22 protein-coding genes and 2 pseudogenes are annotated in these 25,690 nt (G+C 74.6%); 9 read left to right on the top strand and 15 right to left on the bottom strand.

Features of this window, described 5'->3' with window-relative positions:
- Positions 1–106: 106 nt before the first annotated feature.
- Complete coding sequence (locus OG994_RS07990) at positions 107–1,687, bottom strand: FAD-dependent oxidoreductase (protein WP_328852684.1); 1,581 nt, start codon at positions 1,685–1,687, stop codon at positions 107–109.
- A gap of 76 nt (positions 1,688–1,763) precedes the next feature.
- Between OG994_RS07990 and OG994_RS07985 the strand changes: the two genes are divergently transcribed.
- Positions 1,764–2,348: a helix-turn-helix domain-containing protein gene (locus OG994_RS07985; RefSeq protein WP_328852683.1), complete on the top strand. Its 585-nt coding sequence runs from the start codon at positions 1,764–1,766 to the stop codon at positions 2,346–2,348.
- 431 nt (positions 2,349–2,779) lie between these two features.
- Here OG994_RS07985 and OG994_RS07980 read toward each other — a convergent pair whose 3' ends face one another.
- From OG994_RS07980 to kdd, 6 genes are read right to left on the bottom strand one after another with little or no spacing between them, the layout of a single operon-like run.
- Positions 2,780–4,174: a glutamate mutase L gene (locus OG994_RS07980; RefSeq protein ID WP_328852682.1), complete on the bottom strand. Its 1,395-nt coding sequence runs from the start codon at positions 4,172–4,174 to the stop codon at positions 2,780–2,782.
- Positions 4,171–4,563, bottom strand: coding sequence for a 3-aminobutyryl-CoA ammonia lyase (kal, locus tag OG994_RS07975; RefSeq protein ID WP_120327041.1), 393 nt, complete (start codon positions 4,561–4,563; stop codon positions 4,171–4,173). Before kal ends, OG994_RS07980 begins: the two co-directional genes overlap by 4 nt.
- Positions 4,560–5,321, bottom strand: coding sequence for a lysine 5,6-aminomutase subunit beta (gene kamE / locus OG994_RS07970; protein ID WP_120327040.1), 762 nt, complete (start codon positions 5,319–5,321; stop codon positions 4,560–4,562). Before kamE ends, kal begins: the two co-directional genes overlap by 4 nt.
- Positions 5,318–6,880, bottom strand: coding sequence for a lysine 5,6-aminomutase subunit alpha (gene kamD, locus OG994_RS07965; RefSeq protein WP_328852681.1), 1,563 nt, complete (start codon positions 6,878–6,880; stop codon positions 5,318–5,320). Before kamD ends, kamE begins: the two co-directional genes overlap by 4 nt.
- Positions 6,877–8,442 carry an amidohydrolase gene (locus OG994_RS07960; RefSeq protein WP_328852680.1) on the bottom strand — a complete coding sequence of 522 codons (1,566 nt, stop codon included), beginning with the start codon at positions 8,440–8,442 and terminating at the stop codon, positions 6,877–6,879. The genes kamD and OG994_RS07960 overlap by 4 nt, the downstream gene beginning before the upstream one ends.
- A 4-nt stretch (positions 8,443–8,446) precedes the next feature.
- Positions 8,447–9,556, bottom strand: coding sequence for an L-erythro-3,5-diaminohexanoate dehydrogenase (kdd, locus tag OG994_RS07955; protein ID WP_328852679.1), 1,110 nt, complete (start codon positions 9,554–9,556; stop codon positions 8,447–8,449).
- A 93-nt stretch (positions 9,557–9,649) separates the two neighbouring features.
- On the opposite strand from kdd, the gene OG994_RS07950 reads away from it, so the two are divergent.
- Positions 9,650–11,056: a KamA family radical SAM protein gene (locus OG994_RS07950; RefSeq protein WP_120327036.1), complete on the top strand. Its 1,407-nt coding sequence runs from the start codon at positions 9,650–9,652 to the stop codon at positions 11,054–11,056.
- Positions 11,057–11,123: 67 nt separating this feature from the next.
- Here OG994_RS07950 and OG994_RS07945 read toward each other — a convergent pair whose 3' ends face one another.
- Together OG994_RS07945 and OG994_RS07940 are read right to left on the bottom strand one after the other, a co-directional pair.
- Complete coding sequence (locus OG994_RS07945; protein ID WP_120327035.1) at positions 11,124–11,303, bottom strand: CsbD family protein; 180 nt, start codon at positions 11,301–11,303, stop codon at positions 11,124–11,126.
- A 133-nt stretch (positions 11,304–11,436) separates the two neighbouring features.
- Complete coding sequence (locus OG994_RS07940; protein ID WP_120327034.1) at positions 11,437–12,144, bottom strand: SDR family NAD(P)-dependent oxidoreductase; 708 nt, start codon at positions 12,142–12,144, stop codon at positions 11,437–11,439.
- 101 nt (positions 12,145–12,245) lie between these two features.
- On the opposite strand from OG994_RS07940, the gene OG994_RS07935 reads away from it, so the two are divergent.
- Both OG994_RS07935 and OG994_RS07930 read left to right on the top strand, forming a co-directional pair.
- Positions 12,246–13,085: a helix-turn-helix transcriptional regulator gene (locus OG994_RS07935; protein WP_328852678.1), complete on the top strand. Its 840-nt coding sequence runs from the start codon at positions 12,246–12,248 to the stop codon at positions 13,083–13,085.
- 54 nt (positions 13,086–13,139) lie between these two features.
- Positions 13,140–13,751, top strand: a complete 612-nt coding sequence (locus tag OG994_RS07930) for a histidine phosphatase family protein (RefSeq protein WP_328852677.1) — start codon at positions 13,140–13,142, stop codon at positions 13,749–13,751.
- On the opposite strand, the gene OG994_RS07925 is transcribed toward OG994_RS07930, so the two are convergent.
- The 3 genes from OG994_RS07925 to OG994_RS07915 form a co-directional block, all read right to left on the bottom strand.
- Positions 13,681–14,187, bottom strand: a complete 507-nt coding sequence (locus OG994_RS07925; protein ID WP_120327031.1) for an Lrp/AsnC family transcriptional regulator — start codon at positions 14,185–14,187, stop codon at positions 13,681–13,683. The genes OG994_RS07930 and OG994_RS07925 overlap by 71 nt on opposite strands.
- Before the next feature lie 110 nt (positions 14,188–14,297).
- A complete protein-coding gene (locus tag OG994_RS07920) occupies positions 14,298–15,440 on the bottom strand; it encodes an acyl-CoA dehydrogenase family protein (protein ID WP_328852676.1) in 1,143 nt (380 codons plus the stop codon).
- Complete coding sequence (locus OG994_RS07915) at positions 15,437–16,552, bottom strand: M24 family metallopeptidase (protein ID WP_120327029.1); 1,116 nt, start codon at positions 16,550–16,552, stop codon at positions 15,437–15,439. Before OG994_RS07915 ends, OG994_RS07920 begins: the two co-directional genes overlap by 4 nt.
- 214 nt (positions 16,553–16,766) lie before the next feature.
- Here OG994_RS07915 and OG994_RS07910 point away from each other — a divergent pair, with 214 nt between their 5' ends.
- Positions 16,767–18,131 (top strand): glycosyl hydrolase family 18 protein, encoded by a 1,365-nt coding sequence (locus OG994_RS07910; RefSeq protein ID WP_328852675.1) that lies wholly within the window; start codon positions 16,767–16,769, stop codon positions 18,129–18,131.
- A gap of 37 nt (positions 18,132–18,168) precedes the next feature.
- On the opposite strand, the gene OG994_RS07905 is transcribed toward OG994_RS07910, so the two are convergent.
- A complete protein-coding gene (locus OG994_RS07905) occupies positions 18,169–19,053 on the bottom strand; it encodes a winged helix-turn-helix transcriptional regulator (protein WP_328852674.1) in 885 nt (294 codons plus the stop codon).
- 84 nt (positions 19,054–19,137) lie between these two features.
- On the opposite strand from OG994_RS07905, the gene OG994_RS07900 reads away from it, so the two are divergent.
- The 3 genes from OG994_RS07900 to OG994_RS07890 all read left to right on the top strand — a co-directional run bounded on the left by OG994_RS07900 (position 19,138) and on the right by OG994_RS07890 (position 21,782).
- Positions 19,138–20,406 carry an MFS transporter gene (locus OG994_RS07900; protein WP_328852673.1) on the top strand — a complete coding sequence of 423 codons (1,269 nt, stop codon included), beginning with the start codon at positions 19,138–19,140 and terminating at the stop codon, positions 20,404–20,406.
- Positions 20,407–20,563: 157 nt separating this feature from the next.
- Positions 20,564–20,791: a hypothetical protein gene (locus OG994_RS07895; RefSeq protein WP_120327025.1), complete on the top strand. Its 228-nt coding sequence runs from the start codon at positions 20,564–20,566 to the stop codon at positions 20,789–20,791.
- A gap of 70 nt (positions 20,792–20,861) precedes the next feature.
- Positions 20,862–21,782 (top strand): 5'-3' exonuclease, encoded by a 921-nt coding sequence (locus tag OG994_RS07890; RefSeq protein WP_120327024.1) that lies wholly within the window; start codon positions 20,862–20,864, stop codon positions 21,780–21,782.
- A 50-nt stretch (positions 21,783–21,832) separates the two neighbouring features.
- Here the strand turns inward: OG994_RS07890 and OG994_RS31540 are convergent.
- Together OG994_RS31540 and OG994_RS07885 are read right to left on the bottom strand one after the other, a co-directional pair.
- A pseudogene (locus tag OG994_RS31540) lies at positions 21,833–22,348 on the bottom strand (DEAD/DEAH box helicase); the annotation flags it as partial.
- 305 nt (positions 22,349–22,653) lie between these two features.
- Positions 22,654–24,715 (bottom strand): annotated as a pseudogene (locus tag OG994_RS07885) (DEAD/DEAH box helicase); the annotation flags it as partial.
- An 86-nt stretch (positions 24,716–24,801) separates the two neighbouring features.
- Between OG994_RS07885 and OG994_RS07880 the strand changes: the two are divergent.
- Positions 24,802–25,572, top strand: coding sequence for an HAD family hydrolase (locus tag OG994_RS07880; protein WP_120327101.1), 771 nt, complete (start codon positions 24,802–24,804; stop codon positions 25,570–25,572).
- Positions 25,573–25,690: the final 118 nt, after the last annotated feature.

Genomic DNA, 25,690 nt, shown 5'->3' with positions numbered 1-25,690 from the left:
ACCCGGGGCCGGGGCGGCCGGCGCTCCCCCGTGCGGTCGTGCCGCCGGGTGGACCTCCGGCCCCGTGTCCGGCGGCGCCCCCGGCGCCGCCGGACACCCCCGCCGGTCAGAAGCGGCGGCGGCCCACCAGCACGGCGTCGTGCACGGTGACGTCCCGGCCGTCCGGGTCGACGGCGGCCCGCGACCTCGTCTCCGCCCGCACCTCCCAGACGGCCGGATCGAGTTCCGCCGCGATCTCCTCGGCCGTGTACATCATCTCCGGCATGTGCAGCCGGTGGGCCGTGGTGCGCAGGTCCCGCGGGTGGTGCCCCACGATCAGCAGCGTGCCGCCGGGCGCCACGGCGGCGGCCAGCCGCGCGAACAGCGCCCGCCGCTCGTCGGCCGGCAGGTGCATGAACTGGGCGCTCACCAGGTCGTACGCGGACTCGGCGGGCGGCTGCTCGCGCAGGTCGGCGTGGACCCACTCGATGCGGGCGGCCACGTCGGCGCCGGCGGCGTCGGCGTGCGCGGCGGCCCGCTTCAGCGCGGTGCCGGAGATGTCGGCGCCGGTGACCCGCCAGCCCCTCTGCGCGAGCCAGACCGCGTCGGCCCCCTCCCCGCTGCCCACGTCCAGGGCCCGGCCCGGGGCGAGCCCGCTGGCCTCGGCGACGAGCTGCGGGTTGGGCCTGCCGCTCCACACGTTCGGCCGCGACGTGTACCGCTCCTCCCACGCCTCCTCGGTGAACATGGTCGCGAGCCCCTGCCGGCGTTCCTCCACCGCCGCCCGGGTGTCCTCGGTCACCAGGTCGGCGTTGATCGCCGCGGCGGCGTTCAGGCCGGCGGCCGCCGAACCGATCACCTGGGCGCGGACGTCGGCGACGTTGCCGGCCACCCACACGCCGGGCACCTCGGTGGCGCCGCTCTGGTCGGCGGGGATCTGGCTGCCGAACACGTGCCCGCCCATCTCGACGGGCACCGGGGTCAGGCCCAGCCCGGCGAGCAGGCCGGCGCGGGCGGTGAACCGCGGCGCCACCACCACCGTGTCCAGCTCCACCACCTCGCCGTCGGCCAGGCGTACGCCGGTGAGCGCGTCACCGTCGACCACCAGCTCGGCGACCGGGCCGTCCACGACGGGGATCTCCCGGGCCGCGAGCTGCTCGACCTCCTCGGCGCTCGGCTGCGGCGCGCCGTGCAGCAGCAGGAGCACGTGCGGGCTCCACTGCCGCCACAGCTGCGCCTGGTGCACCCCGAACGGCGAGGTGGCGAGCACCCCGATCCGCCGGTCCCGCGCCTCCCAGCCGTGGCAGTACGGGCAGTGCAGCACGTCGCGTCCCCACCGGTCGGCCAGGCCGGGCACGTCGGGCAGCTCGTCGACCAGCCCGGTGGTCACCAGCAGCCGCCGCGCCCGCACCGTGCGGCCGTCGTCGAGGGTGACGGCGAACCCGTCGCCGTCGCGGACGGCCGTCTCGACGCGGCCGTCGACGATCCGCCCCCCGTACCCGGTGACCTCCGCCCGCCCGGCGGCCAGCAGCTCGCCCGGCGGGGTGCCCTCCCGGGCCAGATAGTTGTGCACGTGCCCGGCCGGCGCGTTGCGGGGTTCACCGGCGTCCACCACCAGCACGGAGCGGCGGGCCCGGGCCAGCGCGAGCGCACCGGACAGCCCGGCCGCGCCGCCCCCGACCACCACCACGTCGTACCTGTCGTCCACCTTCCACCTCCTGGTCGTGTCCGTCGCCGCCCACGGTGCACCCGACCCGGCGGAGACGACAAGTATTGTTGCTGTTATGGCAAACGACGAGGAGGCGGTGCTGGCCGCGGTGGGCCCGCGGCTGCGGGCGCTGCGCAAACAGCGCGGCACCACCCTGAGCCAGCTCGCCGACGCTACCGGCATCTCCGTGAGCACCCTGTCCCGGCTGGAGTCCGGCGGCCGCCGCCCCACCCTGGAGCTGCTGCTGCCGTTGGCCCGCGCCCACCAGGTGCCCCTGGACGAACTGGTCGGCGCCCCCCAGGTCGGCGACCCGCGGGTCCGGGCCCGGCCCATCGTGCGGCACGGCATGACGTTCCTGCCGCTGACCCGCCGACCGGGCGGGCTGCAGGCCTTCAAGCAGATCATCCCGCCCGGCACCCCCAGCGGCGATCCCGGTCTGAAGACCCATGAGGGTTACGAGTGGCTCTACGTGCTGTCCGGCCGGCTGCGGCTGTTCCTCGGCGACCACGACCTGACCCTCACGCCCGGTGAGGTCGCCGAGTTCGACACGCGCGTGCCGCACGGCCTGCACAACCCCGGCCCCGGCACCACGGAACTCATCAGCCTCTTCGGCCCGCAGGGGGAACGCCTGCACGTCCGCGCCCGCTCCCGCCACGACTGACGACCCCGGGGCCGCGCGGCGTGCCCGGTCGGGGCACCGCCACGGCCAGGCGGGCAGCGGTCGCGCAGGGAACCGCCCGGGCACGACGCGCTCGCGGGCAACGAAAATCGGGGCGCGGCTCGCGCCGCGCCCCGATGCTCCCAGGCCCTTCCCGGCCGGTGGGGCGAGGATGCGGCACGCCGACCTTCGGACCGACCAGACGCGGACTGGCTGCCCCCGCCGGGCCGTTGTCTACTGGCCGTGCGCCTCACCCTGCCCGTACACCGGTAACCGCGGCCGGTTCGCGCCGCCCCGCCGACCCCCGCCCGCTGGACCTGGCCGCCGCGACACCGATACCGTGCCGCTCGGCCAGCGGACGAAGGGACGAAGCGAACAACAGCCGCTTCCCGTAGTAGGACTCAAAGACGGTACGTGCTGCCCCCCGGGCCCTGTCAACCCGCCCCCGGCCTGTCGCGTGTCGCGCCTCGGCGTGTCGCGCCCGACCGTCCTCCGTCCACCGCCAGGTACCGGCCCAGCAACGCCCCCGCCACCTGCGGATGCTCCGCCGCGAGCAGCCCACCGGCCGCCAACACGTACTCCACGTCGACCACCGCCCGCGCCGCCCGCGGCAGCGCCCACCCGCCGGCGTGGTCGGCCAGCACCGCCGCGAGCACCTGCGCCGCGTGCCCCGCCGGCGCGTGCCGCAGCACCCCACCGGACCCGACCAGCAGCCGCACGTCCCGCAGGTCCCGGCCGCCCCGCTCACCGGTCGCCCCACCACGGGCGTGCCGGCGCACCGCCACCGTCGCCGCCAACTGCGCGATCCGCCGGTCCACCGCCCGCTCCGCCTCCCCGGCGGGCAGGAACCCCGGATCGGCCGCCCGCGCCGCCGCGGCCCGCGCCAGGTCCTCCTCCTCCCCCGGCGCGAGCAGCCGCTCCTCCGCCGCCGCCCGCACCACACCCGGCGCGCTCCACCGCATGCCCAGGTCCCCCTCCACGGTGCGGGCCCGCCACAGCGTCCCGGCCACCTCCCGGCCCGGCCCGCCGGCCCGCTCGTCCGGGACGAGCACCGAGTACACGTCGGTGGTCGCCCCACCCACGTCCACCACCGCCAGGTCACCGCCGACCCGGTCGGCGAGCACCTCCACACCGGTCAGCACCGCGTCCGGCGTCGCCGCCCGCACCAGCCGCGCGAACCGGCTCCCCCGCGACAACCGCTTCCCGCCGATGACGTGCCGCAGGAACACCTCCCGGATCGCCGCCCGCGCCGACCCCGGCGCCAGCACACCGATACGGGGCAGCACGTTGTCGGCCACCGTCACCGGCACCCGCGCCGCCGCCAGCAACCCGGCCAGCTCGTCCCGCACGTCCACGTTGCCCGCGAGGACCACCGGCACCCGCCACCGCGCCCGCGCCAACCGGGTCGCGTTGTGCGTCAACGTGTCCGCGTCCCCGCCGTCGGTGCCACCCACCAGCAGCACCACGTCCGGACGGGCCGCCCGCAACGCCGACAGGTCCGCCGCGCCCAGCCGCCCCGCGGCCACGTGCACCACGTTCGCCCCCGCCGACAGCCCCACCCGGCGGCCCGCCTGCGCGGTCACCAACTGCTCGTAGCCGACCACCGCCAGCCGCAGCCCGCCACCGGCCGACGAGCACACGTACCACGGCGCGTCCCGCACCCTGAGCCCCGCGGTCGCCGCCGCCACCGCCGCGTCCAGGCCGTGCAGCACGTCCGTGGCCACCGTCGTCGGCGCCGCGGCCGCCGCGACCAGCTCACCGCCGTCGAGGTCGACCACCGCCACCTTCGTGTACGTCGACCCGACGTCGGCGCAGACCGCGACCGTCACGCCGGCGCGGGAACGACCACGGTGCCGGTCGCCGTGACCGCCACCACCGGCGGGTCGAGCACCTCCGCGGCCGACTCCGACCGGTCCGGCCGCCCCCGGCACACCACCCGCGCCTCGAACTCCAACGTGCGGCTGCGGGTGCCCACCCGGGTCACCGTCGCCGACACCTCCACCACGTCACCCGCCCGGATCGGCGCCCGGAACTGCACGTCCGAATAGGACGCGAACAACCCCTCGTCGCCGTCGGCCCGGATGCACACCTCCGTGGCCACGTCACCGAACAACCCCAGGGCGTACGCCCCGTCGACCAGGTTCCCCCCGTAGTGCGCGTGCGCGTACGGCACATACCGCCGATGCGTCACCGTCAACCCGGGCCTCGCCGCGGTCATGCCCTCGCCCTTCTGTTCGTGATCAACGCGTGCACCAGGTAACTGGCCACCTCACCAGGGGTGGTGCCCCGCCCGAAGATGCGGTCCACCCCCAACTCCTCGGCCATCGTCTCGTCGAACCGCGGCCCACCCACGATCAGCAGCGGACGCTTCCCCGCCGGCATCGCCTCCCGGAACGCCGCCGACATCTCCCGCGTGTTGTGCAGGTGCGCGTCCCGCTGCGTCACCACCTGCGACACCAGCACCGCGTCGGCCTTCTCCACCCGGGCCGCCTCCACCAGCTCCGGCACGCTCACCTGCGCACCCAGGTTGGTGACCTTCAACTCCCGGTAGTACTCCAGGCCCTTCTCACCCGCGATTCCCTTCACGTTCAGGATCGCGTCGATGCCCACCGTGTGCGCGTCCGTGCCGATGCACGCCCCCACCACCGACAGCTTCCGCCGCAGCTTCTGCTTGACCAGGGCGTTGACCTCCTTGGCCGACAGCAGCGGGTAGTCACGCTCCACCACCTGCACCGCCGACACGTCCACCAGGTGGTTCACCCGCCCGTACACCACGAAGAACGTGTACCCGTCGCCGATCTGCTTCGCGTGCACCAGCATCGCCGGGTCGATGCCCATCTTCCCGGCCAACTGGATCGCCGCGCCCTCGGCACGCTTGTCGTGCGGCACCGGCAACGTGAACGACAGCTGCACCATCCCGTCGCCGGTCGTGTCCCCGTACGGCCGGACGATCTTCTTCTCCACCGCCCCGGTCACGCCCGCGCCCCTTCCAGGATCTCCGTGGCCGGGTTCCAGTAGTCGTCCTCGTGCCGGGCCACCCCGTCCAGACCCTTGCCCCGGTCCGGCGGCCGCTTCATGATCCCGAACGTCCCCTCGGCGATCGCCGTCAACAGCGACTGCTCACCGATCCGCTCCAACAGCCGCACCGCCTCGGCCAGCACCCGGTGCGCCCGCTGCTGGATGAACCCGCCCGGCGCCGGCACGAAGTCCTCGTGCAACCCACCCGCGGCGCCCAGCACGTACCGCACGTTCTGCAGCGCGATGTCCCGGTCCGACAACCACGGCGTCACCACCGCCTCGGTCATCATCCCCACCAGCAGGATGCCCTGCCCCGTCATCGTGCCCACCAGGTTGAAGAACCCGTCCAGCAGGTTCCCCCGGAACACGTCCCCGGTCATGTGCTTCGTCGGCGGCATCCACTTCAACGGCGCGTCCGGGAACAACTCCCGCGCCAGCAACGCGTGCGCCAACTCCAACCGCAACGACTCCGGCACATCCGGGTTGATCTCGAACGCGTGCCCCAGCCCCAACTGCCAGTCCGCCAACCCCGCCTCGTGCGCGAAGAACTCGTTGAGCAGCTGCGACACCGTCACCGTGTGCGCCTCCTCCACCGCGTCCGCGGTGGTGAGGTAGTTGTCCTCCCCCGTGTTGATGATGATCCCCGCCCGCGCGTGCACCTGCCGCGAGAACCGCTGGTCCACGAACGTACGGATCGGGTTGATGTCACGGAACAGGATCCCGTACATCGAGTCGTTCAACATCATGTCCAGCCGCTCCAGGCCGGCCAGGGTCGCCATCTCCGGCATGCACAGCCCCGACGCGTAGTTCGTCAACCGCACGTACCGGCCCAACTCCCGCGACGAGGCGTCCAACGCCTCCCGCATCAACCGGAAGTTCTCCTGCGTCGCGTACGTGCCCGCGAACCCCTCCCGGGTCGCCCCCTCCGGCACGTAGTCCAGCAACGACTGCCCCGTCGACCGGATCACCGCGATCACGTCCGCGCCGGCCCGCGCCGCCGCCTGCGCCTGCGGGATGTCCTCGTAGATGTCACCCGTCGCCACGATCAGGTAGATCCACGGCCGCTGCGCCGGATCCCCGTACCGCTTGATGAGCCGCTCCCGCTCGGCCCGCCGCCGGTCGATGCGCCGGATCCCCGCCGCCACCGCCCGCCGCGCCGCCCGCCGCGCCGCCGTGGCGTCCTTCCCCACCGGCTGCCGGAACCGCACCGACCCCGCCGCCGCCTTCTGCGCCAGCAACGTCACATCGGTGATCTGCTCCCGCGCCAGGGCGTCGAACACCGCCGCCGCCACCCCGTGCCCCAGACCGACGTCCGCCGCCACCGCGTCCACCAGCCGGTTCACCCACGGGATCCCATCCGGGTCGGCCCCGGTCACCCCCGCCAACCGCAGCACCGCCCGCTCCACCGACACCGTCGTGTGGCTGCGGGCCAGATCCACCACCGGCTGCCCGGCACGCCGCGCCAACTCCCGCGCCCGCGCCACCAGCGCCGGATCCAGGTCAAGCTTTCCTGTCACGAACGGCCTTCCTCGTAGATCACGTCCCCGCGCAACACCGTGCGCCGGCACACCGGCAGCGGCGTCGGATCCTCCGGCCCCCGCGCCTCCGGGTCCTCCGCCACCAACACCGGCAGACCCCGGTCCACACCCGCCGGCGTCTCCCACACCGCGAACGTCGCCGGCGCCCCCAACGCCAGCACCCCCTCGTTGTCCAGGTGCACCGCCCGCCACCCACCCCGGGTGTGCGCCGCGAACGCCGCCCGCACGCTCATCCGCTGCACCGGGTTGTGGTGCGACACCGCCGCCCGCACCGAACCCCACGGGTCCAGCGGCGTCACCGGCGAATCCGACCCGAACGCCAACGCCACACCCACCCCGTGCATCGCGCCCATCGGATTCGACGCCAACGACCGCTCCAACCCCAGCCGCGCCTCGTACATCCGCCCGGCGCCACCCCACAGCCGGTCGAACGCCGGCTGCATGCTCGCCACCACCCCGTACTCCACGAACCCGGCGATCAGCCGCTTGTCCATGATCTCCGCGTGCTCCACCCGGTGCCGGGCCGCCCGCACCCGCTCCACACCCAGCTCCCGCGCCGCCGCCGCGAACCCGTCGAGCACCGTGCCGATCGCCGCGTCACCGATCGCGTGGAACCCGCCCTGCAGCCCGTGCGCCGCGCAGTCCACCAGGTGGTCGCGCACCTGCTCCGCCGTCAGGTACCCGTGCCCGCAACCGTCACCGTCCCGGTACGGCTGCGACAGGTGCGCCGTCCGCGACCCCAACGCCCCGTCGGCGAACAGGTCACCACCGGCGCCCACCGCGCCCAGCTCCCGCGCCCGCGCGGCCCCGCCCAGCTCACCCCAGTACCCGTACACCTCCGGCACGCCCGCACCCGAGACGGCCAGCAGACCCGTGAAGTCCTCCTCGTCGGAGATGTCCGGCCCACCGCACTCGTGGACCGCCGCGATGCCCAGCGACGCCGCGTGCGCCAACGCCACCCGCTGCGCCGCCACCCGCTGCGCCCGCGTCACCGACCCGAACGCCGCCGCCCGCACCACGTGGTGCGCGTCCCGACGCACCCAACCCGACGCGTCGTACCCCGCCGCGGACACCACCTCCGGCACCGCCGCCAGCAACGCCCGCGACACCAGCGCCGAGTGGATCGACGCCTGCGACAGGTACACCCGCCGCCCGCCGCCGGCCCGGTCCAACGCCTCCGCGTCCGGCAGCTCCCGCACCGCCCACGTCGACTCGTCCCACCCGTGCCCGAGCACCACGGCGTCCGCCGGCAACCCGGCCGCGAACGCCGCCACCGCGTCCAGCAGCTCCCCCGCCGACCGCACCCCCGACAGGTCCAGCCCCGACAACGCCAACCCGGTGTCCGTCGCGTGCACGTGCGCGTCCACGAACGCCGGCGTCACCAGCGCCCCGTCCAGATCCACCACCCGGTCGGCGGCGGGCGCGTCCGCGTCCACCCCCAACCAGGTGATCCGCCCACCGGACACCAGCAACGCGGTCGCCTGCGGATCGGCGGGGCAGTGCAGCACTCCGCCGCGGTACAACGTCGAGGGGTTCGTCATGGCGTCAGTCTGCCGCCAACCGCGACTCGAAGAGCCGGCGGACCCCCGGCTCGGCCCGCAGCAACCCCAACGCCAGCTCCGCGTGACCCGGCACGTACCCGTTGCCCACCAGCATCGTCACGTCCGCCGCCAGACCCTCCGCGCCCAGCGCCGCACCCGCGAAACTCGTCGCCATCGAGAAGAAGACCACCGTGCCGCCGTCGGCCGTGGCCAGGATCGCCCCGTGCTCACACCCGGGCACGTCCACGCACACCACCGTCACGTCCGCCGGCACCCCCAGCGCCGTCGTCACCGCCGTCGACACCGCCACCGGGTCCCGGGCGTCGGCCAACGCCACCGCGTCGGCCAGGCCCGCCGCCGTCAGCGCGTCCCGCTCCGCCGCCACCGGCACCACCCCGACCGTACGCGCGGCACCCGCCCGCCGCGCCGCCGCCAGCGACAACAAGCCGCTCTTGCCCGCACCGCCGATCACCGCCACCGTCACCGGCCGGGCGTCCCCCTCGCGCGCCCGATCGGCCACGTACCGCGACACGACCCGGGCCGTCAACGCCGGCGCCCCGCACACGTCCAGCACCGCGAGCGACAGCTGCGGATCCTCGTCCTCGGGCAGCACGGCGGCGATCGACCGGGCGAACAGGATCGCGTGCCCCTCGCACGGCACCTGCTCGCTCCGTCCGTCCCACCGCGCCAGCCCGTCGGTGACCACCAGCGGCGTCAGCGTCAACGACACCAGCGTCGCCACCCGCTGCCCCGGCCGCAGGCCCAACGGCGACCGCGGGCCGGCCTCCTCCACCGTGCCGATGAGCATCCCGCCCGAGCCCGTCACCGGGTTCTGCATCTTGCCCCGCGTGGCGATGATCTCCAGCACCTCGGCGCGGACCGCGTCCCCGTCACCGCCGTGCTTCTCCCACAGCTGCCGGAAGCTCGCCGCGTCCAGATTCAGCCGCTCCACCCGGATCCGCACCTCGTTCGCCGCGATCTCCGGGCGCGCGTCGAGCCGCCAGGCGGCCTGCGGCAGCACGCCCGCCGGTTCCAGGACACGGTGCAGACCCACCAGCGACGTCACGCCGACCTCCCCTGTACAACCGCCCGAAGCCCCGGCCAGGACTCGCATCGCGGGAAAACTTCCGGCAGACTAATTTCTTCACCGGATATTTTCCAGTAGCCTTCGGGCCGCTGATCACCCGCACCACACTGAGGAGGGGCCGTGACCCAGACACAACCGGTGGAGACCATCCCCACTGCCCGCCCCACCCCGGCAGCGGTCCCCACCACCGGACAGCCCTACGAGTACCGGCGGGCCCCACTCGTCGAACCCGACTGGACCCGCTTCCCCGGCTGGCGCCACGTCACCCGCGAGCAGTGGGAATCCGCCCAGTGGCAGCGGGTCAACTGCGTCAAGAACATCAAGCAGCTGCGCGCCGTCCTCGGCGACCTCGTCGACGACACCTTCTACGACGACCTCGCCGCCGACCAGGCCACGCACGCCACCATGTCGATGCTCGTGCCGCCGCAGATGCTCAACACCATGGTGCCGTTCGCGCCCGTCACCACCGACGCCTTCTACGCCGACCCCGTCCGGCGCTACATGATCCCCGTCGCCTCCGACCGGCGCACCGACTGGCCCTCCCACCCGTACGCCACCCGCGACTCACTGCACGAGCACGACATGTGGGTCGCCGAGGGCCTCACCCACCGCTACCCCACCAAGGTCCTCGCCGAGCTGCTCTCGACCTGCCCGCAGTACTGCGGCCACTGCACCCGCATGGACCTCGTCGGGAACTCCACCCCCACCGTCGACAAGCTCAAGCTCACCCTCAAACCGGTCGACCGCTACGACGCCCACATCACCTACCTCAAGGCCCACCCCGGGGTCCGCGACGTCGTCGTCTCCGGCGGAGACGTCGCCAACGTGCCCTGGAAGAACCTCGAGAGCTACCTCATGCGGCTGCTCGAGATCGAGACCATCCGCGACATCCGGCTCGCCACCAAGGCGCTCATGGGCCTGCCGCAGCACTGGCTCCAGCCCGACGTCGTCGAGGGCCTCGAACGCGTCGCCCGCACGGCCGCCCGCCGCGGCGTCAACCTCGCGATCCACACGCACGTCAACCACGCCCAGTCGCTCACCCCGCTGGTCGCCCGCGCCGCCCAGACCGCGCTCGACGTCGGCGTCCGCGACGTCCGCAACCAGGGCGTCCTCATGCGCGGCGTCAACGCCACATCGAAGGACCTGCTCGACCTCTGCTTCGCGCTCCAGGGCGAGGCCGGCATCCTGCCGTACTACTTCTACATGTGCGACATGATCCCCAACGCCGAGCACTGGCGCGTCCCGGTCTGGCACGCCCAGCAGCTCCAGCACGACATCATGGGCTACCTGCCCGGGTACGCGACCCCGCGGATCGTCTGCGACGTGCCCTTCGTCGGCAAGCGCTGGGTGCACATGCTCACCGAGTACGACCGCGAGCGCGGCATCTCCTACTGGACCAAGAACTATCGCACCTCGATCGAGTCCGCCGACCTCGAAGCGCTCAACAAGCGCTACGCCTACTACGACCCGATCGACACCCTGCCCGAGTCCGGGCAGGCCTGGTGGGCGGCCCACCGCGACGACTGACCGCGCCACGAAGGGGCCCGTCACCCTCGCGGGGTGACGGGCCCCTTCGCATGCCCGCGTACGCGCCTCACCTGTCGAACGCGTCGCGGACGTCCCGCCCGGCCTCCGTACGCTGAGCCCGCGCCGTGCTCTGCTGGCTCGCGCCCTCGGCCCGCAGCCGCTCGTTGTCGGTGGCGTCGCCGATCCGCTCCTTCACGGCGCCGGCCAACTCCTGGATGCGCTCCTTCGCCCGGTCGGTGAAGCTCATCTCGCCTCCTCGGTGTGCCGCCGATTCGTTCCGTCGCCTGCCCGGCGTGCTCGTCCGCAAACCCCCGTGGGTGCCTCCGCGCATGTGTGCGTGGCCGCACACCGCGTATGGCGTCCTAGGAAGATAGGTAACGTCACCAGGGCAGCGGCCCGGACGCGGCCACGTACGTGCCGGTGGGGCCGTCCGGAGCCACCTGGGCCATCCGGACGATGATCTCGGCGCCCTCCTCGACGGTCTGCGTGCCGGTCCGCCCGTTGAGGTCCGTCCTGGTGAAACCGGGCTCCACCGCGTTGATCCGCATCCGCGGGAAGGCCTTCGCGTACTGCACGGTGACCGCGTTGACCGCCGCCTTCGACGCCGGGTACGCGACACCGGGATAGCCGTACGCTGGCGTCGTCGGGTCGGTGAGCGCGGTGAGGGACGCCAGGCCGCTGCTCACGTTCACCACGACGGGCGCGGCCGAGCGCCGCAACAGCGGCAGGAAGGCGTGGGTGACCCGGACCAGCCCGAACACGTTCGTCTCGAACAGCGTCCGCATGTGCTCGGCGGTCACCTCCCCCGCGCCGACGATCCCGTTGTCCGCCGTGCGCCCCTCGATACCGGCGTTGTTGACCAGCACGTCCAACCCGCCCTCGGCCTCGACCGCCCGCACCGCCGCCGCCACCGAGGCGTCGTCGGTGACGTCCAGCAGGACGAACCGGGCGCCGAGCCGCTCGGCGGCCCGGCGGCCACGTTCCGCGTCCCGGCTCCCGACCCAGACGGTGTGCCCCGCGGCCACCAGCCGCCGGGCGGTCTCGAACCCGAGTCCCTTGTTCGCTCCGGTGATCAGTGTCGTCGTCATGCCCCCACGCTGCGCCCGCGCCGGGCGACCAGCCAGGCGCCCGGTCTTCCTGGGACCGTCAGGGCCACCCCGGGGCGCCGCCGTCGCGGCAGACTGGAGGCGTGACGACCACGGAGTTCGGGCGGACGGTGCGCCGCTGGCGCGACCGGGTACGCCCCGAGGCCGCCGGACTGCCGGCCGGCGGACCACGGCGCGCCGCCGGCCTGCGCCGGGAGGAGCTGGCCCTGCTGGCGGGCATCTCCGTCGACTACCTCACCCGCCTCGAACAGGGCCGCGCGTCCCATCCCTCGGCGCAGGTCGTCGCGGCCCTGGCCCGGGCGCTGCGGCTCTCCGGAGCCGAGCGCGCCCACCTCCACCGGCTGGCCGGGCTGGCGCCACCCGGCCCGCACACCATGCCCACCGAGATCACCGCGAACGTCCAGCGGCTGCTCGACCGGCTGGCCGGCACCCCCGTCGCGGTCTACGACGCGTCATGGACGCTGCTCGTGGCCAACCCGCCGTACGCGGCGCTCATGGGTGACCCCTCCGCGCGGCGGGCCGAGGAGAACAACGGCGTGTGGCGGCAGTTCCTCGGTGCCGACTCCCGCACCCGACTCACCCCCGAGGAGCGCCTGGGCCTCCAGACCGCGCTGGTCGGCGACCTGCGCTCCGCCGTCGCGCGCTACCCCGACGACCCGCGCCTGCGACGGCTCGTCACCGAGCTGCGGGCGCGCAGCGACCGCTTCGCCGAGCTGTGGGACTCGGGTGTCGTGGGCCGGCACGAGTCCGCCCGCAAGACCATCGACCATCCGCACGTGGGCACGCTGACACTCGACTGCGACGTGCTCACCGTCGCCGGCAGCGACCTGCGGATCATGGTCTACACCGCGGCGCCGGGCACCGAGGACGCCGAACGGCTCGCCCTGCTGACCGTCCTCGGCACCCAGTCCCTGGCCGGGTGACCGCCCCTCGGCACCACCGCCCGGCGCTCACGACCACGATGGTTAACTGGGCCCATGGGTGAGATCCTGCTGATCCGGCACGGCGAGACGACCTGGAGCGCCAGTCGCCGGCACACGTCGTACACCGACCTGGAGCTCACCCCCGACGGCGAGCGGCAGGCCCGCACGCTGGCCGCCTTCCTGGCCGGCCGGCGCTTCGTCACCGTGCTGGCCAGCCCCCGGATCCGGGCCTTGCGCACCGCCCAGCTCGCCGGGCTCACCGTCGACGCCGTCGACGAGGACCTCGCCGAGTGGAACTACGGCGAGTACGAGGGCCGCACCACCGTCGACATCCACGAGCACGACCCGCACTGGAACATCTGGACCGACGGCTGCCCCGGCGGGGAGTCCCCGGGTCAGGTCGGTGAGCGCCTCGACCGGGTGCTCGCGCGGGTGCCCCCCCTGCTCGACCGGGGCACCGTCGCGCTGGTCGGCCACGCGCACAGCCTGCGGGTGCTCGGCGCCCGGTGGATCGGCCTGCCCCCGTCGGCGGGCGGGCTGCTGCGGCTGGACACCGCCACCGTGAGCGTGCTCGGCCACGAGCACGGGCGGCGCGTCATCCTGCGCTGGAACCAGCCCGCTCCTCCGGCGCCCGGGACCGCGCCCGATTCGGCTGCTCGGCACTGATCTTCGGCGGCCGGTTCTCGTACGGGGTGGAGAGCACGACCGTGGTGCGGGTCGTGACGTTCGCCGCCGTGCGGATCTCCTGGAGCACCCGCTCCAGGTCCGCCGGGCCGGCCACGCGCACCAGCAGGAGGTAGAAGTCCTCCCCCGCCACCGAGTAGCACGAGTCGATCTCCGGCAGGTGGGCCAGCCGCTCGGGCGCGTCGTCGGGCTGGGACGGGTCGAACGGCCGGATCGCCACGAACGCGGTCAGCGGCAGGTCCAGCGCCTCGAACGAGACCCGCGCCGCGTACCCCTTGATGACGCCCCGCTGCTCCAGCCGGCGCACCCGCTGGTGCACCGCCGAGACCGACAGGCCCACCTTCTCGGCCAGATCGGTGTACGACAGCCGCCCGTCAGCGGTCAGCGCGGCGACGATGGCACGGTCGGTCTCCTCCACGGCGTGCAACCTACCGGGAAAAACGCGCCACGGCGACGAGGCGGGGCGGCCGGGGCCGGCCGGCGGAGCCGCGATCGACCGACCGCACCGGCCCCGCCACCGTCGGTCAGTCAGCCCTTCGCGAGCGCCCGGGAGATCACCACGCGCTGGATCTGGTTGGTGCCCTCGACGATCTGGAGCACCTTCGCCTCGCGCATGTACCGCTCGACCGGGTGGTCCGCCACGTAGCCGGCGCCGCCGAGCACCTGGACCGCGTCGGTGGTCACCCGCATCGCCACGTCGGTGGCGAACAGCTTCGCCTTGGCCGCCTCGGTGGCGTACGGCCGGCCGGCGTCGCGCAGGCGGGCGGCCGCGAGCGTCAGCGCCCGCGCCGCGGAGATCTGGGTGGCGTGGTCGGCCAGGATGAAGCCGAGGCCCTGGAAGTCGATGATCGCCCGGCCGAACTGCCGCCGCTGCCGGGCGTAGTCGACCGCGTAGTCCAGCGCCGCCTGGGCGAGACCCACCGCGCAGGCCGCGATGCCCAGCCGCCCCGAGTCCAGCGCCGACATGGCGATGGTGAAGCCCGTCCCCTCGGCGCCGATGAGCCGCTCCGCCGGCACCCGGGCGCCGTCGAACGCGATCTGCGCGACCGGCGAGGACCGCAGCCCCATGGTGCGCTCGGCGGCCTGGGGCACGATGCCCGGCGTCGCCCGGTCGGCGAGCAGGCAGGAGATCCCCTTCGGGCCGGGCCCGCCGGTGCGGCAGAAGACGGTGTAGAAGTCGGCCACCCGGGCGTGGGTGATCCACGCCTTCGTGCCGGTGAGCACGTATCCGTCGCCGTCGCGCTCCGCCCTCGTGGTCAACGCCGCGGCGTCCGAGCCGCCCTGCGGCTCCGTGAGGCAGTACGCGCCGAGCAGTTCCCCGCCGATCATGTCGGGCAGGAGCTTGCGCTGCTCGTCCGTGCCGAACTGGACGAGGGGGTAGCAGGAGAGGGTGTGCACGCTGACCGCCTCGGCGACCGCGAGCCAGCGGCTGGCGAGGATCTCCAGCACCTGCAGGTACACCTCGTACGGCTGGGCCGCGCCGCCGTACTGCTCGGGGTAGGGCAGGCCGAGCAGCCCGGCGCGGCCCAGGGTGCGCAGCACCTCGCGGGGGAACTCGGCGCGCTCCTCGTAGGCGGTGACCTTCGGCGCGAGTTCCCGGTCGGCGAGCTCGGTGGCGAGGCCCAGCAGGTCGCGGGCCTCGTCGGTGGGCAGGATCCGATCGACAGTCATAGCGCGATGAGCTCCGTGGGGGTGGTGTTGAGCCGTTGCCCGCCGTCCGTCGTGCAGACGACGATGTCCTCGATCCGGGCGCCGTGCCGCCCCGCGAGGTAGATGCCGGGTTCGATGGAGAAGGCCATCCCGGCCTCCAGCGGCCGGGCGTTGCCGGCCACGACGTAGGGCTCCTCGTGCCCGTCCAGCCCGATACCGTGCCCCGTGCGGTGCAGGAAGGCGGGACCGTAGCCGGCGACCGTGATGATGTCCCGGGCGACGGCGTCGACCGCCTCGGCGCTCACCCCCGGGCGTACGGCCGCCACGGCCGCGCGCTGCGCCTCCCACAGCACGTCGTAGTAGTCGCTGAACTCGGCCGGGGCCGGCCCGCCCGTCACGTACGTGCGGGTGCAGTCCGAGCGGTAGCCCGACGGCATGGTGCCGCCGATGTCGACGACGACCGGCTCGCCGGCGCCGATGGGGCGGTCGGAGGTGCTGTGGTGTGGGCTCGCGCCGTTGGGTCCGGCCGCGACGATGACGAAGTCGACGCTCACGTGGCCGGCGGCCCGGATCGCGGCCGCGATGTCGGCGGCCACCTCGGCCTCGGTGCGGCCCGGGCGCAGCCACTCCCCCATCCGCCGGTGCACGGCGTCGATCGCCGCGCCGGCCTCGGCCAGCGCCGCCACCTCGGCCGGGGACTTGCGCACGCGCAGCTCCCGCAGCACGTCACCGGCGAGCCGCTGCCGGGCGCCGGGCAGGGCCGCGCGCAGGGCGAGGACCTGCTCGGCCCACATCCGGTCGGCCAGCCCGACGGCGGCCACGGGCCCGCCGAGGGCAGCGGTGACCAGCGGGTACGGGTCGGTGCCGTCGGCATGGTCGACGATGCGCACGCCGGTGTCGGGCGCGGGGGACGCCTCCGCGGCGGGCCGTTCCAGCGTCGGCACGATGAGCGTCGGCTCGCCCTCCACGGGCAGCACGAGGCACGTCAGCCGCTCGCTCACGCGCGCGTCGTAGCCGGTCAGGTAGCGCAGGTCGGAGCCGGGCGTGAGCAGCAGCGCGGAGAGCCCCGCGGCGGCGGTGGCCCGGCGCGCGGCGGCCAACCGCTCCGGCGGATAGAGGGCATCGGTTCCCACGCCCGTCAGCTTAACGGTCGTTTGGGCGCTGACCTAGCAGCCGGCGCGTCGGGAAGCGCTCTCCGATCCATCGAGCAACATCGTTGACTCTGATAGTTAACACTCTTTAAGATTTGGCTGCCTCGAGGAACCCCTGTCCGCACCCGTACGCCCGGCCCGGCGGCGCCGACCGCCCGGCCGCGGCGCACCGCGACCCTCCACGGGAAGGCCCTCGATGTCCTCACCACCCCGCCGCTCCGCCCTCGCGGCCGGCCTGCTGGCGCTGGCCACCGCCGGCGCCACCCTCGCCCTCTCCCCCGCGACCGCCGAGGCCGCGGTGCTGCCGAACAACTTCAAGAGCGTCGGCTACCTGCCCTCCTGGAGCGGCGACGTCACCGCCGTCCAGTACGGCAAGCTCACCCACGTCAACTACGCCTTCGTGCTGCCCAACAGCAACGGCACCCTCCGCCCCGTGGAGAACCCCGGCAAGCTCTCCCAGCTGGTGTCGCTCGGCCACGCGAACAACGTCAAGGTGTCGATCGCCATCGGGGGGTGGAACAACGGCGACGACTCGGCCTTCGAGGCGCTGGCCGCCAACGCCAGCACCCGCACCACCTTCGTCAACAGCGTGGTCACCTTCGTCGACCAGTACCACCTCGACGGCGTCGACATGGACTGGGAGTACCCCGACCCGGGCGCCTCCGCGACCAACTACGGCCTGCTGATGCAGCAGCTCAGCAGCGCCCTGCACAGCCGCGGCAAGCTCCTCACCGCCGCCGTCGTCTCCGAGGGCTACTACGTCCAGGGCGTGCCGACGTCGGTCTTCGGGCAGGTCGACTGGCTGAACATCATGGCGTACGACGGCGGCAGCCCGCACGCCAACTACGACTGGTCGATCGCCAGCGTGAACGGCTGGAAGTCGCGCGGCCTGCCGGCCGCCAAGGCGGTGCTCGGGGTGCCCTTCTACAGCCGCCCCGGCTACTACACGTACTCCGCCCTCGTGGGCATGGACCCGGCCAACGCCAACCGGGACTGCACGACCGTCGGCGGGGTCCAGCAGTGCTACAACGGCGTACCGACGGTGAAGCGGAAGACCCAGTGGGCCATGGCCAACGCCGGCGGGATGATGAACTGGGAGCTGTCCCAGGACCGCAACGACTCGACGTCGCTGGTCGGCGCCATCTACGACACCGTCATGGGCGGCACCCCGCCCACGGGGCGCACCGGCCCGATCACCGGCATCGCCGGCAAGTGCGTGGACGTGGCCGCGGCCGGCACCGCCAACGGCACCGCCATCCAGCTCTGGACCTGCAACGGCACCGCCGCGCAGCGCTGGACGGTCGGCGGCGACGGCACCCTGCGGGCGCTGGGCAAGTGCGCCGACGTGGCCGGCGGCGGCACCGCCAACGGCACGAAGGTCCAGCTCTGGGACTGCAACGGCACCGGCGCCCAGGTGTGGCAGGCCCAGTCCAACGGCACGCTGCGCAACCCGCAGTCGAACAAGTGCCTGGACGCCACCGACAACAGCTCGGCCGACGGCACCCGGCTGCAGATCTGGGACTGCTTCGGCGGCGCGAACCAGGTGTGGCGCCTGCCGTGAGGCCCACGGTGAGGGGCCCCGCCCGGGAGGGGGGCCCTCACCGGCCGGCGGTGGCACGTTGGACCAGGTCGAGCATCTCGTCCACCGAGCCGGCCGGGTCGGTCACCGGGAACTGGACGGCACGGACCACCGTGGCCGGGTCGACGAGCAGCGTCAGCCGCTTGAGGCGCGCGACCCCGCCGGCCCGGAACGTCGGCAGCAGCAGCCCCGCGGCGAGCCGTCCGTCCTGGTCGGACAGGAGCGGGAACGGCAGCCGGGCGTACGCGGCGAAGTCGGCGAGCTGGTCGGGGCGCTGGGTGCTGATCCCGCGCACCTGCGCCCCGGCGGCCCGGAAGTCCGCGTACCGCTCGGCGTACGTCGCCGACTCCAGCGTGCACCCCCGGGCGCCCGGGATCTCCGCCCACCCGGGCGGGTAGTCCCCGGCGCCCGGCGCGTACGCCCCGGGGAAGACGTACAGGACGGTCCACTCGCCGGGGGCGGCCGGCGCGACGTGCCGCCCGTCCGGCCCGGGCAGCGTGAGCGCGGGCAGCCGCCGTCCCACCAGGTCGTGCGCCCGGCGGGCCTCGGCGGACCCGGCCTGCGCCGTCGCGGTGAGTTCGCCGTCGCCCATGACGTGCCGCGTGCCCCAGTCCTGCAACGCGACGAGGGCCGGCAGCAGCCCCTCGCCCTTGCGGGTGAGCACGTAGTCGTAGCGGGGCGGGTGCTGGGAGTACGGACGCCGTTCCAGGACCCCGTGCCCGACGAGCGCGGCCAGCCGTTCGGTGAGCGCCCGCCGGCTGACGCCGAGCGCCCGCTGCAGCGCGTCGAATCGGGTCGTCCCGCCGGCGACGTCGCGCACGATGAGGAACGTCCACCAGTCGCCCAGGACGCCGAGCGCCTGCGCGATGCCGCAGTCCGCGTCGGCGAGATCGGTTCGCCGCACCTCCCACCTCCACGGGTCGTGCCGCCTCGACTATAGTCCGTTTCAGATTGGAACTGACTGGCTCGTGGAACGGGGGGCGACGGCATGGGCGTCGGTGCGGGAGCCGGAACGTTCTGGCGCTGGTGGACGGCCGGCACGACCAGCCTGGTCGGGTCGGCGGTCGGCGCCGTGGCCCTGCCGCTGACCGCGCTGACCGTGCTCGACGCGTCCCCCTTCGAGATGGGCCTGATCGCCGCGGCCAGCTACGTGGCGTGGATCGTCATCGGGCTGCCGGCCGGGGTCATCACGCAACGCCTGCCGCTGCGCGGCACGCAGGTGGGCGCCGACCTGGCCCGCGCCGCCGCCGTCGCGTCGATCCCGCTGGCCTGGTGGTGGGGGCAGCTCACCGTCGCCCACCTGGTCGTCACCGCGCTCGTCGTCAGCTTCGCCAACGTGCTCTTCGACGTCGCCAACTCGACGTTCCTGCCGAGCATCGTCGAGCGGGACCAGCTCCAGTCGCGCAACAGCCTCACCTCCGCCACCCACGCCGCGTCCCAGCTCAGCGGCCCCTCGCTCGGCGGCCTCACCGTGCAGGTGCTCGGCGCCGTGCCGACCCTGCTGGTCGACGCGGTCAGCTACCTGGTCTCCGCGGCACTGCTGCGCACCCTTCCCGCCCGCCGCGTCGACGCGCCGGACCGCTGGCCGCCCATGGGCGCGCTGATCCGCCAGGGCTGGCGCTTCGTGGCGCACCACCCCGTCATGGGACCCGGGATGTGGGCGGCGACCGCCATCAACTTCGTCTGCGGTGCCCAGCTCGCGCTCTACCCCCTCTACCTCGTCCGCGAGCTGCACGCCCCGGCCGGCCTCGTCGGCGTGCTGCTCGCCGTCGAGGGCGTCGGCGCGCTCGTCGGGGCCGCGCTCACCAACCGGATCACCGCCCGGCTCGGCACGGCCCGCGCGCTCGTCGTCGCCGCTCTCGTCACCGTCGTCGGGGCGTTCCTCGTCCCCCTGGGCACCGGCTGGCCGGCGTACGCGGCGTTCGCCGCGGGCAACGTCGTCTTCTCCTGCGGCACGGTGGTGCTCAGCGTCACCACCCGGACGTACCGGCAGATCGCCAGCCCGCCCGACCTGCTCTCCCGGGTGATGGCCACGGTCCGGTTCGTCTCCTGGGGCGCGATCCCGGTGGGCGGCCTCGTCGCCGGCGCGCTCGCCGGGCCCATCGGGGCGCGGGCCACGCTGCTGCTCTTCGCCGCCTCCCTGGTGTGCGCGCCGCTGGCGCTGCTGCTCTCCCCGGTCCGCCGGCTGCGCGACCTCACCGACCACGACCGCGACGCCGAGGCCGCGCCGGTCCCGCAGCCGGTGGCCGGCCGCTGACGGCTCCGGCGGGCCGCGTCTCCTCCCCCGCCGGCACCGTCTCCCGGTTCGTCCCCGGACCGCCCGCCGCGCATCCCCGTTCCGCGCCTGCCCCGACCCGCCGGTCGATAGCCTGGGGACGGGCGCCGTACGGGCGCCGGGACCGGAGGGACCGACGGTGGCAGGGAACGCCCGGAACCCCCACGTGGTACGCCGGCGACGCAACCTCTGGGCCGGCGTGCTCGCCCTCGTGGGCCTGATCCTGCTGGTCGTCGGGCTGACCGCGGCCGACGGGGTGGCCGCCTGGGTCGAGGTGGTCGTCGCCGCCGTGCTCCTGCTCACCAGCTACCTGGTCCAGGCCGCCGCCCGGCGGCAGACCGCGTACCGCCGGGAGGACCGGCGCTGAGCGAACGCCCCGGGCCGCCGACCCGACGCGGTGCTGTCGTTCGTCGGTGGGCTGTGCCAGGCTGTCCGGCGTGGCACACCGACCCCCGATCCTGCTGATCGACTCCCCGAGCCTCTACTTCCGGGCCTACTTCGGCGTCCCCGAGTCCGCCGCCCGGGCCGAGGACGGCACCCCGGTCAACGCGGTGCGCGGTTTCCTCGACATGCTCGCCACCCTGATCCGCACGCGCCGGCCCGACCGGATGGTGTGCGCTCTCGACCACGACTGGCGGCCCGAGTGGCGGGTGGCGCTGCTGCCGTCGTACAAGGCCCACCGGCTCGCGCCCGAGGGCGGCGAGGTGGTGCCCGACACGCTCACCCCGCAGGTGCCGGTGATCCTCGACGTGCTCGCCGCGGTCGGCATCACCACCGTCGGCGCCGCCGGCTACGAGGCCGACGACGTGCTGGGCACCCTCTCGGTGACCCAGCCGGCCCCGGTGGAGGTCGTGTCCGGCGACCGGGACCTGTTCCAGCTCGTCGACGACGCGCGACCGGTGCGGCTGCTCTACGTGGGCCGCGGGGTGGCCAAGCTGGAGGACTGCGACGACGCGGCCGTCCAGGGCCGTTACGGGGTGCCCGCCGCCCGCTACGCCGACTTCGCGGCCCTGCGCGGCGACCCCAGCGACGGGCTGCCCGGCGTGCCGGGCGTCGGCGAGAAGACGGCGGCGCGCCTCATCACGCGCTACGGCGACCTCGCCGGCATCCTCGCGGCGCTCGACGATCCCCGGTCGGGCTTCGCGCCGGGGCTGCGCGCCAAGCTGGCCGCCGCCCGGGACTACCTGGCCGTCGCCCCGAAGGTGGTCCGGGTGGCCCTCGACGTGCCGCTCCCGGAGCTGCCCACCGCGCTGCCGAGCGCCCCGGTCGACCCGGACGGCCTGCTGGAGCTGGCCCGCCGGTGGAACCTCGCCGGCTCCACGCGACGCCTCGTCGACGCGCTGGCCGACCGCGGCTGACGCCGCCCGCGACGTCGCCCTGGCAGGGCGTGCCGGGCTCGGCCGGCGCGTCAGGCCGCCGCGTGGTAGGCCAGCACACCGCGGTTGACCGCGGCGATGGCCTGCCGGGCGGTGGACCGCAGGTCGGCCGACGCCCCCGACGAGTCGGCGAGCTGCCCGAGCAGGTCCACGACCTGCCGCGCCCAGCGCACGAAGTCGCCGGCCGGCATCTCCCCGTCGATCTCGTGGCCGCTGGCGAGCACCTTCGCGAGGGCCTCACCCCGCGCCCACCGGTAGATCGGCCACGCGAAGCCCAGATCCGGCTCCCGCGTCACCGCGAGGCCCCGGGACGACTCGTCCGCCTCGATGTCGCTCCACAGCTTCAGCGTCTCGTCGACCGCGTCGGCGACCGGGCCGCGCGGCAGCGACGCCCGCTCGTCGACGTCCCGGCGCGCCTCGAAGACCACCACCGACACGGCGGCGGCCAGCTCGGCCGGGGACAGGCCGTCCCAGACGCCCCGGCGCAGGCACTCGGCGACCAGCAGGTCCGCCTCGGTCCAGATCCGGCCGAGCATGCGGCCGGCGTCGGTGACCGCGCCGTCGGGCGTCAGGTAGCCGCGGGCGGTGAGCAGCGCGACGATCCGGTCGAACGTACGGGCCAGCGAACCGGTCCGCCCGGCCACCCGCTGCCGCAGTTCCTCGGTGTCCCGCTCCAGCCGGCGACGCCGCTCGGCCCACCGGGCGTGCTCCTCCCGGTCCGGGCAGGCGTGGCAGGGATGCCGGCGCAGCTCGGAACGGAGCTGGCTGAGCCGGTGGTCCTCGCCGACCGGCTGCCGGGACCGCCCGCCCCGGCGGCCGCCGTGCCGGTCCAGCCCGGTGCCGCTCACCGCGGCCGCCAGGTCCCGCCGGGCGGCCGGCGAACGGTGGTTGAAGTGCTTGGGCACCCGGATGCGGGCCAGCACCTCGGCGGGGCTCGTGAAGTCGCTCGGGCCCACCCGTCCCGCCCAGCGGTCCTGGGTGAGGACCAGCGGGCGGGGCTCGCCGAACCCGCCGGCGGCCGGGTCGAGCACGACCGCGAGCCCGGCGCGGCGGCCCGAGGGCACCCGGATGACGTCGCCGACGCGCAGCCGTTCCAGTGAGGCCACGGCGGCCGCCTTGCGCTGGCTCTGCCCCTGGCGGGCGAGCGCCCGTTCCCGGTCGGCGATCGCCACCCGCAGCGCGAAGTACTCGTCGAAGTCGCCGTGGTGGCAGGCGGCCTCCGCCCCGTACGCCTCGATGGTCTCGGTGTTGCGCTGCACCTGGCGGGCCAGCCCGACCACCGACCGGTCCGCCTGGAACTGGGCGAACGACGACTCGAGCAGGGCCCGGGCGGGTTCCGCGCCGACGCTGCCGACCAGGTTGACGGCCATGTTGTACGAGGGCCGGAAGCTGGACCGCAGCGGGTACGTGCGGGTCGACGCGAGGCCGGCCACGTGCCGCGGGTCGGTCTCGGGCGACCACACCACCACGGCGTGCCCCTCGACGTCGATGCCCCGACGGCCGGCCCGGCCGGTGAGCTGCGTGTACTCGCCGGGGGTCAGGTCGACGTGGGCCTCGCCGTTGTACTTGACCAGCCGCTCCAGCACCACGCAGCGGGCCGGCATGTTGATGCCCAGGGCGAGCGTCTCGGTGGCGAAGACCGCCTTCACCAGGCCCCGGACGAACAGCTCCTCGACGACCTCCTTGAACGCGGGCAGCATCCCGGCGTGGTGGGCGGCCAGGCCGCGCTCCAGCCCGTCCAGCCACTCCCAGTAGCCGAGCACGGAGAGGTCCTCGCCGGGGATCGCCGTGACCCGCGACTCGACCACCCGGCGGATCTCCGCCCGCTCCTCGGGGCTGGTGAGCCGCAGCCCGGCGGCGAGGCACTGCTGCACGGCCGCGTCGCAGCCGGCGCGGCTGAAGATGAACAGGATCGCGGGAAGCAGCCCCTCCCGGTCCAGCCGGTCGACGATGTCCGGGCGCATGGGCCCGCGCCAGCGCGGCCCGCGCCGCCCGCCGCCCGGTCCCGCGCTGCGCCCCTCGCCCAGTTCGAGGCGGCGCATGGTGTCCCGCGTGTAGCGCAGCAGCTCCGGGTGCACGTCGTGCTTACGGGCGGCGTCGGCGTCGTGGAACAGGTCGAACATCCGCTTGCCGACGAGCATGTGCTGCCACAGCGGCACCGGCCGGTGCTCGCTGACCACCACGGCGGTCTCACCGCGCACGGTGACCAGCCAGTCGGCGAACTCCTCGGCGTTGGACACGGTGGCCGACAGCGAGACCAGGGTCACCGAGGCCGGCAGGTGGATGATCACCTCTTCCCACACGCCGCCGCGGAACCGGTCGGCGAGGTAGTGCACCTCGTCCATCACCACGTACGCGAGCCCTTCCAGGGTGCTGGAGCCGGCGTAGAGCATGTTGCGCAGCACCTCGGTGGTCATGACCACCACCGGCGCGTCGCCGTTGATCGCGTTGTCGCCGGTGAGCAGGCCGACCTGCTCGGCACCGTAGCGGTCGACCAGGTCGTGGTACTTCTGGTTCGACAGCGCCTTGATGGGCGTGGTGTAGAAGCACTTGCGCCGGGTCGCGCCCGCGGGCGTGCCCTCCGCACCGCCCACCGTGCTCTCCGCGCCGCCGGGCGTGCTCTCCGCGCCGCCGGGCGTGCCCTCCGCGCCGCCGGGCGTGCCCTCCGCGCCACCGCGCGGGGCTCCGCCGCGCAGCGCCAGGTGGACGGCGAACTCGCCGACCACCGTCTTTCCGGCGCCGGTGGGGGCGCAGACGAGCACGCCGCTGCCCCGCTCCAACGCCTGACACGCCTCGCGCTGGAAGTCGTCGAGGTCGAATCCCAGGTCGAGAGCGAACTCTTCCAACGCCGGGAACATGGAGGCCTGCGCGGCCCGGCGGCGCGCCGCGGCGTACCGCTCGGCGGGGCTCGACATGGCACCAAGATTAATGCGTGCCGGGGCGCGGCACCCGGCAAGGCCGACCGGACGGGCCGTCAGGGGCGGTCGGTAGGGTGCACCACGTGCCGGAGCAACCCGAACCGCCCCAGACCCCCGCGCCGGGCGGCGCCGACGCGTCCGCCCGCCATGAGCCGTCCCGCCGCCCGGTCAAGGCGGTGCTCTTCGACTTCCACGGCACGCTCGCCCAGGTGGAGGAGCCCCGCGAGTGGGTGCTGAAGGCCGCCGCGGCCTGCGGCGTCACCCTCGACCGCGCCCGGGCCACCGCCCTCGCCGACCGGCTGCTCACCGCCGGCCGCGCCGGCGGGCCGCTGCCGGCCCGCGTGCCGCCCCGGCTGGCCGAGCTGTGGTCGGCGCGCGACCTCTACCCGCACGCCCACCGGGGGGCCTACACGGGGTTGGCCGAGACGGTCGACGCCGGCATCGAGGGCTTCGCCGAGGCGCTCTACGAGCGTGTGCTCATCCCCGACGGCTGGGTCCCCTACCCGGACACGGCGCCCACGCTGGCCGCGCTGCGCGACGCGGGCGTCCGCGTCGCCGTGGTGAGCAACATCGGCTTCGACCTGCGCCCGCTGTTCGACGCGTGGCAGCTCACCGGCCTGGTCGACGCGTTCGTCCTGTCGTACGAGGTGGGGCGCTGCAAGCCCGACCCGGGCATCTTCCTGCGCGCCTGCGGCATGCTCGGCGTCGACCCGGAGGAGACGCTCATGGTGGGCGACACGCCGGCCGACGCCGGGGCCGCCGCCGCGGGCTGCGCCGTGCTGGTGCTCCCCTGCGCCGACGCCGGGCGCCCCAACGGCCTGGGCGCGGTGCTCGACCTCGCCCTGCCGTCCTGAGCCCCGATCCCGGCGCCCTGGTCCCGCCGCACTGATCCGCCGTCCCGGGCGGGCCGGTCGCCGGGCACGCCGCCCGGCCGCGGCCCACGCACGGTGGCCTGGGCCCGGGCGGCGGCGC

Source organism: Micromonospora globbae (assembly GCF_036184225.1).
GTDB lineage: Bacteria > Actinomycetota > Actinomycetes > Mycobacteriales > Micromonosporaceae > Micromonospora > Micromonospora globbae.
The sequence above is the reverse complement of the archived record's forward strand: the minus strand, read 5'-3'. Positions and strand labels throughout refer to the sequence as shown.

Coding starts and splice junctions, on each gene's coding strand:
- OG994_RS07930 (WP_328852677.1), top strand. CDS start 13,140: ATGGGTGAGATCCTGCTGATCCGGCACGGCGAGACGACCTGGAGCGCC.
- OG994_RS07920 (WP_328852676.1), bottom strand. CDS start 15,440: ATGACTGTCGATCGGATCCTGCCCACCGACGAGGCCCGCGACCTGCTG.
- kal (WP_120327041.1), bottom strand. CDS start 4,563: ATGACCGCGGCGAGGCCCGGGTTGACGGTGACGCATCGGCGGTATGTG.
- OG994_RS07985 (WP_328852683.1), top strand. CDS start 1,764: ATGGCAAACGACGAGGAGGCGGTGCTGGCCGCGGTGGGCCCGCGGCTG.
- OG994_RS07945 (WP_120327035.1), bottom strand. CDS start 11,303: ATGAGCTTCACCGACCGGGCGAAGGAGCGCATCCAGGAGTTGGCCGGC.
- OG994_RS07900 (WP_328852673.1), top strand. CDS start 19,138: ATGGGCGTCGGTGCGGGAGCCGGAACGTTCTGGCGCTGGTGGACGGCC.
- OG994_RS07940 (WP_120327034.1), bottom strand. CDS start 12,144: ATGACGACGACACTGATCACCGGAGCGAACAAGGGACTCGGGTTCGAG.
- OG994_RS07960 (WP_328852680.1), bottom strand. CDS start 8,442: ATGACGAACCCCTCGACGTTGTACCGCGGCGGAGTGCTGCACTGCCCC.
- kdd (WP_328852679.1), bottom strand. CDS start 9,556: ATGCGAGTCCTGGCCGGGGCTTCGGGCGGTTGTACAGGGGAGGTCGGC.
- OG994_RS07910 (WP_328852675.1), top strand. CDS start 16,767: ATGTCCTCACCACCCCGCCGCTCCGCCCTCGCGGCCGGCCTGCTGGCG.